The 12599-nt window shown below is 64.7% G+C and carries 10 protein-coding genes; all 10 read right to left on the bottom strand.

What is annotated here, in order from left to right:
- Positions 1-273 precede the first annotated feature (273 nt).
- The 10 genes from ftsZ to mraY all read right to left on the bottom strand — a co-directional run bounded on the left by ftsZ (position 274) and on the right by mraY (position 12412).
- Complete coding sequence (gene ftsZ, locus RVAN_RS10605; protein WP_013419718.1) at positions 274-1857, bottom strand: cell division protein FtsZ; 1584 nt, start codon at positions 1855-1857, stop codon at positions 274-276.
- A gap of 80 nt (positions 1858-1937) precedes the next feature.
- On the bottom strand, positions 1938-3212 hold the full coding sequence (locus RVAN_RS10610) for a cell division protein FtsA (protein WP_013419719.1): 1275 nt from the start codon (positions 3210-3212) through the stop codon (positions 1938-1940).
- Positions 3209-4051 carry a cell division protein FtsQ/DivIB gene (locus tag RVAN_RS10615; RefSeq protein WP_041787480.1) on the bottom strand — a complete coding sequence of 281 codons (843 nt, stop codon included), beginning with the start codon at positions 4049-4051 and terminating at the stop codon, positions 3209-3211. Before RVAN_RS10615 ends, RVAN_RS10610 begins: the two co-directional genes overlap by 4 nt.
- 92 nt (positions 4052-4143) lie before the next feature.
- Positions 4144-5073, bottom strand: a complete 930-nt coding sequence (locus RVAN_RS10620) for a D-alanine--D-alanine ligase (protein ID WP_013419721.1) — start codon at positions 5071-5073, stop codon at positions 4144-4146.
- Entirely contained in the window at positions 5070-6017 is a 948-nt protein-coding gene (murB, locus tag RVAN_RS10625; RefSeq protein WP_013419722.1) for a UDP-N-acetylmuramate dehydrogenase, read from the bottom strand. The genes RVAN_RS10620 and murB overlap by 4 nt, the downstream gene beginning before the upstream one ends.
- Positions 6018-6021: 4 nt before the next feature.
- Positions 6022-7455: a UDP-N-acetylmuramate--L-alanine ligase gene (murC, locus tag RVAN_RS10630; protein WP_013419723.1), complete on the bottom strand. Its 1434-nt coding sequence runs from the start codon at positions 7453-7455 to the stop codon at positions 6022-6024.
- 160 nt (positions 7456-7615) lie between these two features.
- The gene (gene murG, locus RVAN_RS10635; RefSeq protein WP_013419724.1) at positions 7616-8746 is read right to left on the bottom strand and encodes an undecaprenyldiphospho-muramoylpentapeptide beta-N-acetylglucosaminyltransferase; all 1131 of its coding nucleotides are present in this window, start codon (positions 8744-8746) and stop codon (positions 7616-7618) included.
- Complete coding sequence (locus RVAN_RS10640) at positions 8743-9912, bottom strand: FtsW/RodA/SpoVE family cell cycle protein (RefSeq protein WP_013419725.1); 1170 nt, start codon at positions 9910-9912, stop codon at positions 8743-8745. Before RVAN_RS10640 ends, murG begins: the two co-directional genes overlap by 4 nt.
- Positions 9909-11321 carry a UDP-N-acetylmuramoyl-L-alanine--D-glutamate ligase gene (murD, locus tag RVAN_RS10645; RefSeq protein ID WP_013419726.1) on the bottom strand — a complete coding sequence of 471 codons (1413 nt, stop codon included), beginning with the start codon at positions 11319-11321 and terminating at the stop codon, positions 9909-9911. Before murD ends, RVAN_RS10640 begins: the two co-directional genes overlap by 4 nt.
- Before the next feature lie 5 nt (positions 11322-11326).
- Complete coding sequence (mraY, locus tag RVAN_RS10650; protein WP_013419727.1) at positions 11327-12412, bottom strand: phospho-N-acetylmuramoyl-pentapeptide-transferase; 1086 nt, start codon at positions 12410-12412, stop codon at positions 11327-11329.
- Between the last annotated feature and the right edge of the window lie 187 nt (positions 12413-12599).

Below are 12599 nucleotides of genomic sequence, written 5' to 3' on the forward strand. Positions count from 1 at the left end.
AAGCACCCCCCATCGTGTGCCGGACGATGCCCAATGGCTTCTATGCGAGCATCGGTAGCTACACGCTACTCTTGGGCCGGCGGTCTGCCGGTACGCACGCGAAAGCTCAATTACATCCGACTGCGCCGACGTTAGCCGGGCGACTCGGGGCGCTTCAAATCACGCTTTTTAACAGTCTGTTACGGGTAGGGCCTTTGGCTCGACACAACCAAAAACGGCGCTTGAGCGAGTGCCAAAGCGCCGTACGCGGAGGTTGTGAAGGACTGCCTGCGATCAGGAGGCCGGTTTCCTGAAAAACTTAGGAATATCAATGGCTTCGTCGCCATTCTGACGAGCAGCGCCAGGGTCGCTTTCCATGTCGTCGCCAGCATCGTCATGGCTTGCGCCATTCCGATGCCCTTGTTCCGCCACAGTTTTTTCATGATTGGAGCGTGGCTGAAGAGCAACAGATTTAGCCTGCGTGGCAGGGGCTGGCTTCGAAGCGTTACGATCCCGGCCCGCCATCCAGTCGAAGAAGCCGCGAGGCTTGCCGGAACTTCGATTCGAGGCCCCGTTGTTGCCCGCGCCGTCAGACTGTCCGAGTTCCGGGAAATCCGAAAAAGTGAGTGGACGACGCGGCGCGCGCGCAGTCTTCGCGGGAGGCACCGGCTCGAAACGCTGACCATTATCCGTTTGAGCGGGCGGCGCGACGTCATCGCCGCTGCGTCTACCTTTCGGTTCGAGCACGACGCGACGATCCTGCGCCTGACGTGCGGGCTGCTCGCGCAATCCGCCGAACGGCGCACGGCGCGGCGCTTCCTGCTGGGCGGACTGCATGCGCTCGGCAAGCCCTCCGTCCTTTTCCACGGGCGGCGGCGGCGCAATATGATGGGGGGCGACGCCGGAGTGAATGCCGGTCGCGACCACGGACACCCGCAGCCTGTTCTGAAGCGACTGGTCGAACGTTGCGCCGACGATGATGTTCACGTCCGGGTTTTCCTCGGGATCGACCTCGCGGCGGATGCGGGACGCAGCCTCTTCCACCTCGTACAGCGTCATGTCGAAACTGCCGGTGATGCTGACGAGCAGCCCCTTGGCGCCGCGCATCGACACTTCGCCGAGCAGCGGATTGGAAATCGCGGCTTCCGCCGCCTGAAGCGCGCGCTTCTCGCCTTCGGCCTCGCCCGTGCCCATGAGCGCGGTGCCCATGTTCTGCATGACGGTGCGCACGTCGGCGAAGTCGAGGTTGATCAACCCTTCCTTAACCATAAGATCGGTGATGCAGGACACCCCCGAGCGCAGCACATCGTCGGCGCGCGAGAAGGCGTCCGCGAAGGTGGTGCGCTCGCTCGCGACGAGGAACAGGTTCTGGTTCGGGATGACGATCAGCGTATCGACATGTTGCGCGAGGCCCGCGATACCGGCATCCGCCGTGCGCATGCGGCGCTGGCCTTCGAATTCGAACGGCTTCGTCACCACCGCGACCGTGAGCACGCCCAGTTCCTTCGCCGTGCGCGCGATGATCGGAGCAGCGCCCGTGCCCGTGCCGCCGCCCATGCCCGCCGTGATGAACAGGAGATGCACGCCGTCGAGATGGGAGCGGATTTCCTCGATGGCTTCTTCGGCCGCAGCCGCGCCGATCTCCGGCCGCGAGCCCGCGCCGAGGCCCTCGGTGATGCCGATGCCCATCTGAATGGTGGTGTAAGCGCCGGACGACGCGAGCGCCTGCGCGTCCGTGTTCGCGGCGATGAATTCCACGCCTTCGAGCCCGGCTTCGACCATGTTGTTCACAGCGTTGCCGCCAGCGCCGCCCACGCCAATGACCGTGATGCGCGGCCGCAACTCCGTCAGGCCAGGAAGTTGCAGGTTAATTCCCATGGCAGCCTCGTCAGCTTCCCCTTCGGACGTCGCGAAATGCTCGCCCGCTTATATGCGACGACCAATTGCGCGGATAACTTTCACAAAAAGCTTGTCCGCAGCCATTGGCCGATTCGCGACGCGTAGCTACTGTCTTGAGACGGCAACTCAGGCGCATAAGGCATTTCGCCCGCGGACTGGTGCCGGCTTGCATACAGACATCCCCCCACGAGCGCACTCAACACGTTCCCCGCGTTGAGACCGTTCAAGGTCATGGGCCTCGCGGTTCTGACCTCCGCCGCGAACAGATGCGAAGCAAGCTCGCGGATGCCCGGTAGCAGGCTGCCGCCGCCCGTCAGCACAGCGCCCCCATTCGGAACAGAGTATCCTGCACCTTTTAACCGTTCATTAACGGCCTTGAGGTGCTCCGATGCCCTCGATCGAATGATACGATTAAGGGAAAATTTGGACACCGGCTCTCCGGTGTCGCCATTCTGGACGGGCAGATCGATGTCGGCCTGCAAATTGTCGTAGACGCTGCCGTATCGAACCTTAAGCCGTTCCGCCTCGAATTTGCGCAGCGAGAAGGCCTGCGCGATCTCCTCCGAGACCGTCTGGCCGCCGAAATTCAGGCATTCCAGGACCATCGGCACGCCGTGATGGAACAGCGCGACCCCCGTCGCCTGCGCGCCCATGTCGATGACCAGGACGCCCGACATGCGTTCCAGCGCGTTCGTCACGCTCATCGCCGAGGCGAGCGGCCCGGCCAGAACGCTGCGCACGTTCAAGAGGCTTTTGCCGAACGAAGTCTCAAGCTGGCGCTGCACGCGAATCGGCATCGAGATGGCGATCACGTCGGTTTCGGCCCATGGCGCGTGGCCCGCAAGCGCCGCCTCCGCGCCAGCTTCGCCCGACGACGTGAAAAGATGCAGGAGCTTTCGTTGTGTTCGCGCGCAATGCTCGTCGGCCGCCGCCGAGATAGCCTCGACGTCCTCACGCCCGAGACCCGCATGCCCGAGCTTCGCCTCGAACACCTCCGCGATAAGCCCCGCAAACTGGCCCGTGACGAGCACGTCTTCCACGGTCACGCCGGCTTGCGTTTCCGCCTGACCGACCGCGCGGCGGATGCTTGTCTCGATGGCCGCGAGGTTGGCGATGCGGCCGCCGGTAATGCCGGACGAACGCACGACGGAGCTGCCGATCACGCGGATGTTGCGCGAGCCGACGTCGAAACCGAAGCGCGGCGATGACAGCAGAACGACCGCGCATGCGACCTTCTGCGCGCCAAGGTCAACCACGGTGATGATGTCGTCTCGTCCCTTGAACGGCCATAACCGCGACGGACCGCGCGAGGCCTGCCGCCGTTCGTCCGTCATAAGGCTTTGCCCCTTCTCGGCGGCATGGCCGGTTGCGATGCTGGGGCGGAGGTCAAAAGCGCGATGGCTTTGTCGCGATTGGCCGTGGTTGGCTCCCGCAATTGCAGGATCGTGCGATGCGTCAGTCGCAGATCGATGGTGTCGAGAGCCATTTCCGCAATCTTCGAGTTGGCGAGGACCGATTCAAGTTTGGAGAAAGTTAACTCGCCCACCTTGCGCGGAAGTTTCAGGGTGACGCCGCTGTCAAGCTTGACCTGCCAAAAACGCTCGGCGACGAAGCTCGCCTCGGCCACGCGGGAACGGATGGTTTCGCGGTCTGCGAGCGATTCGATGAACGCCGCCGCTTCGGCTGGCGCGCCCTCGCCCGAGAAAAGCAGGAGCGTTTCAAACTGCCCTTCGGACGGCCCGAGCACGCGGCCTTCGCGGTCGACCACCTGAACGACGCCCGCCGCATCCTTCCAGCGCGCATAGGGCTCGCGTTCCGTCAGCACCACCTCAAGACGCGAGGGCAACACGCGACGCACCTCGGCGGTCTTGATCCAGCCGAGCGCGATCAGGCGGTCGTGCGCCTCGGCCGCGTCGTAGGATAGCGAGGAATGCTCGAAGGGAAGTTGCAGCGCCTTCAGCAGCGTTTCTTTCGGCGTGTTGTCGGAGCCGGAAACGGCGAGGTCTTCGAGCCGAAAACCGGCGTCGTAGGCGGCCTTGTCGGCGAAGGTGGACACCTCGTCGAACAGCGATTTCGTGGCACCCGACAGATAGAGGCCGTAGATCGCGGTCGCGACCAGAAACACCATGCTGACGACGAAGCCCGCGCGCGCGGCGCGATCCGCATGCGCCAACTCGAATCGAAAAAGGGATGGCGCCGCAGCGGCATCCTTACCCGGTTGCGCCGCCCCGATCCCTGGGCCTTTCGCGCTAACCGTACCCGAAACTAACGATTGCAAGAGGCGTTCTCCACAATCCACCGCACAAGTTCACCAAACGACAATCCAGCGTGGGCAGCGAGTTCCGGAACGAGCGATGTCGCGGTCATGCCCGGCTGGGTATTGACCTCAAGACAAACAAGCTCGCCCGTGCCTTCCGGCCGATCGTCCAAACGGAAATCGGCCCGGCTTACGCCCCGGCAGCCCAACGCGTGGTGCGCGTCGACCGCCATTTTCTGAATATTTTCGTAAATTTCCGGTGAAAGTCGTGCAGGCAGAATGTGGTAGGAGCCTCCTTTTGCGTATTTTGCTTCGTAATCGTAGAAAATGAGCCCCTCGGCGGGCTTGATCTCGATGATGCCGAGCGCTCGATCGCCGAGAACGGCGCATGTCAGCTCGCGCCCCGCGACATAACGCTCGACGAGAACGTCGCCATGCGTCCAGTCGGCGCGCGTCAGTTCTTGCGGCGGATGTTCATAATCGTTGCGCACGATGAACACGCCGACGCTCGATCCCTCGCACACGGGCTTGACGACATAGGGCGGCGGCAGCAGATGGCGCTGCGCGGCCTTGGCCGGGGAAGCGACGACGCCCGCCGCCACGGGCACGCCCGCCGCCTTCATCGCGACTTTGGCGCGCGCCTTGTCCATCGCCAGCGCCGACGCCAGCACGCCCGAATGCGTGTACGGAATTTGCAGCGTCTCAAGGATGCCCTGAACGCAGCCGTCCTCGCCCCATTTGCCGTGCAGCGCGTTGAAGGCGGCGTCGGGCTTCAGCGCGGCGAGCCGGTCGGCGATGTCGCGGCCGACATCGATGCGCGTGACGCGATAGCCTTGCGCTTCGAGCGCGCCCGCGCAGGCTTCGCCCGAATTCAGCGAAACCTCTCGCTCCGAGGACCAGCCGCCCATCAGCACGGCGATATGGTGAAAGCTTGTCATTCGGCGGCCGCCAGCGCTGCGCTCGTCGGCGCGGGCACGCCGATGCGCTTGATTTCCCAGTCTAGCATGATGCCCGTCTTCTCGAACACGCGCTTTCGCACGGTCTCGCCCAGCGTCTCGATATCGGTGGCTGTGGCGTTCTGGTCGTTGATGAGGAAGTTGCAGTGCATCTCCGACATATGCGCGCCGCCGACGCGGAAACCGCGGCAACCCGCCTCGTCGATGAGCCGCCACGCGCTCTTGCCGGGCGGGTTCTTGAACGTGGAACCGCCGGTGCGGCTCTTGATCGGCTGGTTCGCCTCGCGATACTCGGCCACGCCCTGCATCTCGCGTTCGATCTCGGCCGGGTCGCCCGGAACGCCCTCGAAGACGGCGCGGGTGAAAATCTGATCGTCCGGCACGCCGCAATGGCGGTAGGTGAAGCCCATGCCCGCGTTGTCGTAGACATGCACCGCGCCGCTGCGGTCCACCGCGCGCGCCTGAACGAGCACGTCTTTCGTTTCGCCGCCATGCGCGCCCGCGTTCATGCGCAGCGCGCCGCCCACGGTGCCCGGAATGCCGCGATAGAAGGCGAGCTTCGCGATGCCCGCCTGCGCCGCCGCCTGGGCGAGCCGCACATCTGGCACCGCCGCGCCCACGCGGATACGCGCGCCGTCGAGCGGTTCGATGTCGTTGAAGCCGCGCCCGAGCCGGATCACCACGCCGGGCACACCGCCATCGCGTACGAGGAGATTGGAGCCGACGCCCACAGCCATCACCGGGATGTCCGCCGGACAGCGCGCGAGGAAATAGGCGAGGTCTTCCTCGTCGGCAGGCTTGAACAGCACCTGAGCGGGGCCGCCGACGCGGAGCCACGTCAATTCGCTCATCGACGCGTTCGGCAGGAGCTTGCCGCGAAGTTCCGGCGCGTCGGCCAGAAGCGCTGCTGCGATGTCTTGGAACACGGCCTTACTCCGCCGCGCCAGCAAAGGCCGGATAATGGTTCAGCTTTTCGGCAAGCGCGCGCGCCCATTCCGAGATCGTGCCGGCGCCAAGCGTCAGCACGAGATCGCCGGGCTGGGCGACTGCCGCCAGCGTCGAAACCAGCGTATCCTCGCCATCGACCGGGTAAATGCGGGCGTGCCCCTGCTGGCGCAGACCGTCGACGAGCGTATCGCGGTCGATGCCGTTGGGCTGCTCGCCCGCCGAATAGACGGGCGTTACGACCACGGTATCCGCGTCCGCGAAGCAGGCGCAGAACTCGCCGAAGAGCGACTGGAGCCGCGAATAACGATGCGGCTGCACAACGGCGATCACGCGCCCCCGTGCGGCCCCGCGCGCGGCGCTGAGCACTGCGGCGATTTCGGCGGGATGGTGCGCGTAGTCGTCGTAGATGGCGACGCCGTTCCATTCGCCGCGCGGCGAGAAACGGCGATCCACGCCCTCGAACGACGCGAGGCCGTCGAAAATCTGGTCGGCGGAGAGGCCCGCATGGAGGCATGCAGCTATCGCGGCGGCCGCGTTCAGCGCGTTATGCGCGCCGGGCACCTGAAGCTTCACGCCCGTATGCCGAAGCGGAGGCTCGCCGGGTTTGCCTGCTATGACAACATCGAACATGACGGAAGCGCCCTGGCTCACGACGTTGTCAATCTTCACACGCGCATCGAGCGCACGGCCGAAGGAGGTGAGCGGCGGCAGTTCGCCCGAAGCCGCCAGTTCCTGCGTCAATTCGCGCACGACGGGGTGATCGATGCCAGCCACGGCGACGCCGGTTTGCGGAATCTGCCGGAGGAAGGTGCGGAACGCCTCATGCAGCGCTTCGACAGAGCCGTAATAGTCGAGGTGCTCGGGATCGATGTTGGTGGCGACGCCGATTTCGGTCGGCAGCTTGATGAAGGTGGCGTCGGATTCGTCCGCCTCGACCACCATCCAGCGGCTCGCGCCAATGCGCGCATTCGTGCCCCACGAGCGCAGAACGCCGCCGACGAGCACAGTTGGATCGAGCCCGGCCTTCTCCATGACCCAGCCGATCATCGATGTCGTCGTGGTCTTGCCATGCGAACCCGTCACGCAGATTGTGCGATAGCCCTTCATCAGCGCGGCGAGCGTCTCGGCGCGGCTGAAAACGGGAAGCCCTCGTTCGCGCGCGGCCTGAAGCTCGGGGTTGCCTTCCTTGACGGCGGATGAAATGCAGACAACGGACGCGCCTTCGAGGTTTGCCGCGTCCTGCCCGATGAGCACCTTGATGCCCTGCGCCGCGATCCGCCGCGTATTGGCGCCCTCTTTCTGATCGCTGCCCTGAACCGGGATGCCGCGCTCTTGCATGATCTCGGCGATGGCGCTCATGCCGATGCCGCCAATGCCGATGATGTGAATCCGGCCGCCGGAAAGCGGATCGATCATCTTATGTCCTTTCTTCCCTCGGGCCGGAGCCTGGCGCGTCGCAAAACGATCCGATGACCCCGGTTTTCATTGGGAGACTGCTCCGCCGCAAGTGCAAACGCCGAAAGCCAGTCGATCCTGTCCCCGATATGTTCAATCCCACGATGATACGGTGCGGATATTAAGCGGTCGCTGCCGCGTCGGCGGCAAATTCGTGCTTCTCCGCCAGTTCTTCGAGCATATCCGCGAGATTCTCCACAGCTCTGTAGTTCGCCAGCGCATGCGCGCCGGTTGCAGCCCGGACGAGCGCCGTCGGATCCTCGAAAAGGCGGCGGACGGTGGCAGCGAGATTTTCGGGCGTAAGCGTCGCCTGCGGGAAACACCAGCCAGCACCCGCCGTTTCCATGCGTGTGGCGTTTTCGAGCTGGTCGTTATCCTTCGCATGCGGCAGCGGCACCATGATCGCGGGTCGCCCAAGCGCGCAAAGCTCGGCCACGGTGGTCGCGCCGCTGCGTGCCACGATGAGATGCGAGTTCGACATCTTGCTAGGAAGATCCTCAAAGAATGTCGCAAGTTCGGCGGCGATGCCGCAACCCTCGTAGGTGTCGAAGACGCGGTCGATGTCTTCCTCGCGGCACTGCTGCATCACGAACAGGCGGTCGCGCATCTGATCCGGCAGCAGCTGCAATGCCTGCGGCAAAATGTCTGAGAGGTAACGCGCGCCCTGACTGCCGCCGACGATCAGAAGATTGAGCTGAGCCTGGCTCGACGGCGGGCGGTAGGGGATGGCCTTCAGCGCCAGCACGGACTGGCGCAGCGGAGAACCGGTCACGCGCGCTTTTTGCTGCATGCGGCCTTCGAGATATTTTGTGTTCTCGAACGAGCAGGCGATGGCCTTGACCATCGGCGCGAGGAAGCGGTTCGCCTGCCCCATCACCGAATTCTGCTCGTGGATCGCGGACGGGATTCCCCGGCCCATCGCCGCGAGCACGGGCGCGAGCGTGGGATAGCCGCCGAAGCCGATGATCGCGCGCGGCTGCGCCTCACCCATGATGCGATACGACGCCTGGAAGCCATGCCCGAGCACGCCGAGCGTCTTCGTCGCCTCGATCGGCGAATGGCCTTTGAACGTGGCAGCCGCGACCTTGTAAACCTTGCGCGCAGGAAATTCTGCGCCGAAGACCGTTCCACGGGTATCGGTGATGAGGTCAACCTCATAGCCCCGGCGGGCGAGTTCCTCGCCGAGCGCCTGCGCAGGAAAGAGGTGGCCACCGGTTCCACCGGCCGCCAACATGATCGAACCGCGGCTCATGAACGCGTCTCCCTTCCGGATGTCACCGTGAGACCCAAGGGCGGCAGCACTTGGGCAGAGTATTTGAACACCGATCTTCTCGTCAGGGCAACGATCATGCCCAATGTGACGGCCGTCGCAAGGAGCGACGAGCGGCCATAGGAAATAAACGGTAGCGTGACGCCCTTCGCAGGGATCAGGTTGAGGTTAACAGCCATGTTCACCAGCGCCTGAAATCCGAAAAGCATCACGAGACCGGCCGCTGCAAGCCGAATGAAGGCATCTCGTTCGCGAAACGCTGCTGTCAGCGCTTTCCAGACGATGAAGGCATAAATCGCGACCAGAAAAAGGCAGGCGGCGATGCCCATCTCCTCGGCGATGGCGGCGAACACGAAATCGTTGTGCGCATCGGGCAGCCGGCCCTTCGCGAAGCCTTCGCCCAGCCCATGCCCGAGCCAGCCCGCATCGCGAAATGCGTTCATCGCGAGCACGGTCTGCATGGACTCGGTGCCGCCGCCCGCGAAGCGATTGATGCGGGTCATGACGTGCGGCATCGTGAAATAGGCTGCGATGAGGCCAGCGGCCGCGAGGGCGAGGAAGATCGGCGCGAACCTGAGCGAATAGCCCGACAGGAAGAACAGCGCGCACCAAACCGTCGCAACGATGATCGTCTGCCCCATGTCGGGCTGAAGCACAAGCAGCGCGACGAAGGCCACGAGTGCCAGCCCGGCGAGTTCCAGCGCGGGCATGTCCTGCCGCTTGATGCTTTCCGAGAAAAGCCAGGCCGAGAGCACCACGAAGCCCGGCTTCACAAACTCCGACGGCTGAAGCAGCACGCCGCCGATGTTCAGCCAGCGCACAGCGCCGTTGCGCTCCATGCCTTGCAGGAGCGCCAGCACCATAAGCGCGAGGCCGACGCCGAACATGATAAGCGCCAGCCGCTTGACCTGCTGCGGAGTGGCCAGCGAGACGATGAACATGATCGCGAGCGCCGCAATCACGCCAATAGTATGCCGCTTCACGAAGTAAAACGGTTCGAGCTTGAGCTTCTGCGCGATGTAGGGGCTCGCCGCGAAGGAGGCCGCAAGCCCCGCGACGGCGAGCACAAGAATCAACGCAAGGAGCGTGCGATCGACCGTGATCCACCAGTCGGTGACGACGGCGCGCTCCGCGCGGCTGAAGCTCATGCCGCCTTTTCCTTGGCAGGCGGAGCGGACAGGGCTTCGACGGCAGCGCGGAAGGCGTCGCCGCGAATTTCAAAGTTCGGGTACTGGTCGTAGGAGGCGCAGGCGGGAGAGAGCAACACCACCGCGTCCTCGCCCGAGCCTTGTGCTGCGGCGTCGGCGGCGGCCTCGGCCACCGCGCGGTCGAGCGTGCGCGCCATCGACACCGGCACGCGCCCGCCGATGGTCTGCGCGAACTCCTCCGCCGCGACGCCGATGAGATACGCCTTCTTGATACGCGGGAAGAAGGGCGCCAGCGGCTCGATGCCGCCCGCCTTCGGTTTGCCGCCTGCGATCCAGTAGATGTTGGTGAAGGAGAGAAGCGCGCGCTCGGCGGCGTCCGCGTTCGTGGCCTTCGAGTCGTTCACGAACAGCACATGGCCGATGCGGCGAATTTCCTGCATGCGGTGGGCGAGGCCGGGGAAGCTTTGCAGTCCTTCGACGAGGGTGGCCCATGGAAGGCCGAGGCTGCGCGTGGCGGCGAGCGCTGCGGCGGCGTTCTGCGCGTTGTGCGCGCCGCGTAACGAGCCGATGCCGGAGAGTGAGGCGCGATTTTGCAGCGCGCCGTCCGCAAGCTCGAACAGGCCGGAGCCTTCTCCGTAGATGCCGGTCGCCACGGGCTTCGTCGACGAAATGCGTAGCGTCCGCACGCCGCGCGCCTCAGCCCGCGCCGCGATGGCGTCGCACAGCGCGTCGTCCGCGCCGATGACCGCCGTGCCTCCGCCCGTCATGTTGGCGAAGAGTTTCTCCTTCACGGCGGCGTAGCCTTCGAGGCTGCCGTGGCGGTCTATATGGTCGGGCGTGATGTTGAGAAGGATGCCCGCATCGGGATCGAGGCTGGGCGTCAGGTCGAGCTGGAAACTCGACAGCTCAAGCACGTAATGCTGGCCGTCGACAAACGGCGGCAGGTCGAGCACCGCTCTGCCGATGTTGCCGCCGCAAACGCTCGCGCGCCCCGCCGCGTTCAGCAGGTGGTTCGACAGCGCCGTGGTGGTGGATTTGCCGTTGGTGCCCGTGATGGCGATGACCGGGCAGTTCGCACCGACGCGCCGCCGCTCGCGGAAAAAGATCTCCGTATCGCCGATGATCTCGACGCCGTTCGCCTCAGCGAGCTTCACGGTCCAATGCGGCTCGGGATGCGTGAGCGGCACGCCCGGCGCGAGCACGAGGCTGTCGAGCGCGCGCCAGTCGATCTCGCGCAGGTCGCGCACCGGAAGCCCCGCCGCGACCGCAGCATCGCGCCCTTTCTCGCCATCGTCCCAGACCATCGTCTCCGCGCCGCCCGCGATCAACGAACGCGCAGCCGCAAGCCCCGACATCCCCATGCCGAAGACGGCAACCTTCCGGCCCTTGAACGAGTGCGCTTCGATCATGTGCGTTACCTCAGCTTCAGCGTGGCCAGCCCGACGAGGGCGAGGATCACGGCGATGATCCAGAAACGCACGACGACTGTGGGTTCGGCCCAGCCCTTCTGCTCGAAATGGTGATGCAGCGGCGCCATTCGGAAGACGCGCTTGCCTGTCAGCTTGTAGGACAACACCTGCACGATCACGGAAACGGTTTCGAGCACGAACAGGCCGCCGACGATGGCGAGCACGATCTCGTGCTTTACGGCGACGGCGATGGAGCCGAGAAGGCCGCCGAGCGCCAGCGACCCGGTGTCGCCCATGAAGATCATGGCGGGCGGCGCGTTGAACCACAGGAAGCCGAGCCCCGCGCCGAGCAGCGCGCCGCAGACGACGGCAAGTTCGCCCGCACCGGGCACGAAATGGATTTGCAGATATTCGGAGAAGATGCGGTTGCCGACGAGATAGGCGATCAGCCCGAAGGTGGCCGCCGCGATCATGACCGGCACAATGGCGAGACCGTCGAGGCCATCCGTAAGGTTCACCGCGTTGCCCGCGCCAGCGATCACGAATACGCCGAGGCACACGAACAGCACCGGGCCGAGCGTAATCACCACGTCCTTCAGGAACGGCACGGTGAGGCTCGTCGAGATCGACGGAGCGGTGGCGACCATGATCGCGTAGGTGGCGATGCCCGCGATCAAGAGTTCGAGCAACAGGCGAAAGCGCCCGGAAAAGCCGGACGTGTTGCGCTTCGTGACCTTCAGATAATCGTCGTAGAAGCCGATCAGACCGTAGGACAGCGTGACGGCGAGCACGATCCACACGTAAGGGTTATACGGGTTGGCCCACAGGAGCGTCGCCACGCACAGACCGAGCAGGATCATGAGCCCGCCCATCGTCGGCGTGCCCTTCTTCGAGAAGTGCGATTTCGGACCGTCCTCGCGGATCGGCTGGCCCTTGCCCTGCCTCACCCGCAGCGAGTTGATAAGCGACGGCCCAAGCAGAAACACGATGAGCATCGCGGTAACGACCGCCCCAGCCGTCCGGAAGGTGATGTACCGGAACAGATTGAAGAGAGGCGCCTGGTTGCTCAATTCGGCCAACAGATAAAGCATGCAAATGTCCACCTCGGAGCGTGCCCGCCAGTGTGGCAAGCCGTCCCGTTCTTGTTTTCCGCTCGGCTCTGCCGCTCCGGCGCATCCGGGGCGGGGCCGATCCGAAGCGCCGCGCGATCCTGCGATCAGGCGCCCATTGTCGTGTCCAAGTCGCCGGCTCCGCATCGGACGGCGCCAGCAAATTGTG

Origin of the sequence: Rhodomicrobium vannielii ATCC 17100, assembly GCF_000166055.1 — a bacterium.
GTDB lineage: Bacteria > Pseudomonadota > Alphaproteobacteria > Rhizobiales > Rhodomicrobiaceae > Rhodomicrobium > Rhodomicrobium vannielii.

Coding starts and splice junctions, on each gene's coding strand:
- ftsZ (WP_013419718.1), bottom strand. CDS start 1,857: ATGGGAATTAACCTGCAACTTCCTGGCCTGACGGAGTTGCGGCCGCGC.
- RVAN_RS10610 (WP_013419719.1), bottom strand. CDS start 3,212: ATGACGGACGAACGGCGGCAGGCCTCGCGCGGTCCGTCGCGGTTATGG.
- RVAN_RS10620 (WP_013419721.1), bottom strand. CDS start 5,073: ATGACAAGCTTTCACCATATCGCCGTGCTGATGGGCGGCTGGTCCTCG.
- murC (WP_013419723.1), bottom strand. CDS start 7,455: ATGATCGATCCGCTTTCCGGCGGCCGGATTCACATCATCGGCATTGGC.
- murG (WP_013419724.1), bottom strand. CDS start 8,746: ATGAGCCGCGGTTCGATCATGTTGGCGGCCGGTGGAACCGGTGGCCAC.
- RVAN_RS10640 (WP_013419725.1), bottom strand. CDS start 9,912: ATGAGCTTCAGCCGCGCGGAGCGCGCCGTCGTCACCGACTGGTGGATC.
- murD (WP_013419726.1), bottom strand. CDS start 11,321: ATGATCGAAGCGCACTCGTTCAAGGGCCGGAAGGTTGCCGTCTTCGGC.
- mraY (WP_013419727.1), bottom strand. CDS start 12,412: ATGCTTTATCTGTTGGCCGAATTGAGCAACCAGGCGCCTCTCTTCAAT.